We start from the raw sequence: 953 nt of genomic DNA, 5'->3' as shown, positions 1-953 counted from the left end.
TCTCTTTGGGAGTGCGTCAGTGCCAACGGCTCTTTCACCAACTTGGCTTCACCCTGCAAAGACCACGCCGACAGGCCCATGAGGCTGATCCCCTCCAGCAGGAAGCCTTTAAAAAAAATTCTACCAGTGGATGAAGGATCCCAATATGCAACTTTGGTGCGAAGACGAAGTACATTTTCAACGACATACCAGCTTGATTCGCATGTGGGCTCCCCGGGGACAGCAGCCCTGCATCCGTTCCGCTTCTACGCGCGAGAAGGTGAGTATCTTGGGGGCTCTCGACTTGAAAACAGGACGCCTTCTTACCCGTCAAGCCACTACCTTCAACGCCCAGACCTTTGGCCATTTTCTAAAGTATCTTCTCCAACATACCGATGGGAAGATCCACCTCATTTTAGACAACGCCTCTTGGCACCGAGCAAAAGGACTGAAAGATTTCTTTCTCACTCATGGGGAACGACTTGTGCGTCTTTTCCTTCCCCCTTACTCTCCCGAACTGAATCCGATCGAGCGGGTTTGGCGCATCACCCGCCGACAAATCACCCACAACCGCTACCTAGAATCACTTGCAGAGCTCGAAACAGCCCTGAATGCCCATTTTGCGAAATGGGAGTACCCCAATGAGGGACTCAGAATCTTATGCGCAAATATTTAAGACGTTACATATAGAATCAGCACTACCAGGGCGATGAAAGCACTGCCAACTAGCTTTAGAAGGCTCTGGCTGTTCATTGGGTCTCCTTTCTTGGGTTGATTTACAAAATACTGCTATAATATCACTGCTTGACATTCCTGTCAGCCAAGCTTTCTTCATAATTTGTCATGATGTGGCTATAAGCCACGAACTCTCAAAATATTTGGTTTATTTTCCAGGTAATTTCTCATGATGGCCTCATCACCCGTGAAGCCAAGTTGGTGAAAGAGCCGTTGGCACTGACGCACTCCCAAAGAGT

At 48.7% G+C, this 953-nt stretch carries 2 protein-coding genes; both read left to right on the top strand.

Translation table 11 applies throughout. The features are described from left to right. The first annotated feature begins 11 nt into the window (after nucleotides 1-11). Nucleotides 12-134, top strand: coding sequence for a helix-turn-helix domain-containing protein (locus HW443_RS14170; protein ID WP_258190537.1), 123 nt, complete (start codon nucleotides 12-14; stop codon nucleotides 132-134). After that, the gene (locus tag HW443_RS11900) at nucleotides 131-655 is read left to right on the top strand and encodes an IS630 family transposase (RefSeq protein ID WP_176235979.1); all 525 of its coding nucleotides are present in this window, start codon (nucleotides 131-133) and stop codon (nucleotides 653-655) included. The genes HW443_RS14170 and HW443_RS11900 overlap by 4 nt, the downstream gene beginning before the upstream one ends. Nucleotides 656-953 lie beyond the last annotated feature (298 nt).

The organism is Candidatus Hakubella thermalkaliphila, from assembly GCF_013281975.1.
Classification (GTDB): domain Bacteria; phylum Actinomycetota; class Humimicrobiia; order Hakubellales; family Hakubellaceae; genus Hakubella; species Hakubella thermalkaliphila.
Note: the sequence above shows the minus strand (reverse complement) of the source record. Positions and strands in the feature narration are given on the sequence as shown.